Consider the following 279-nt stretch of genomic DNA (forward strand, 5'->3'; position numbering starts at 1 on the left):
GCCATCGACGAACGGCAGATCTCGCAGGAAGGCGACGCCGCGGCGCTGGTCATCAACTTCCACCGTGCCCTGTTTGCCGTACAGCGCGCCGCCGAACTTCGCTCCGCGGCGCGGCGTGCCGCGGTTGTCCAGCGAGAACACCACATAGCCCTGCTGGGCCAGGTAATGGTTGTAGTCGACCTGCCAGGTGCGCTTGACCGTCTGCGCCGCCGGGCCGCCGTAGACCAGTACCACCGCCGGGTAGCGTTTGCCGGGGTCAAAGCCGGCCGGCTTGATCAG

Annotated in this window: 1 protein-coding gene; it reads right to left on the minus strand. The window is 67.7% G+C overall.

What is annotated here, in order from left to right; genetic code table 11:
• On the minus strand, positions 1–279 hold a 279-nt coding region (locus FLQ44_RS00400; protein WP_147692578.1), incomplete at both ends, for an alpha/beta hydrolase family protein.

Source organism: Vogesella mureinivorans (assembly GCF_007644035.1).
Classification (GTDB): Bacteria; Pseudomonadota; Gammaproteobacteria; order Burkholderiales; family Chromobacteriaceae; genus Vogesella; species Vogesella mureinivorans.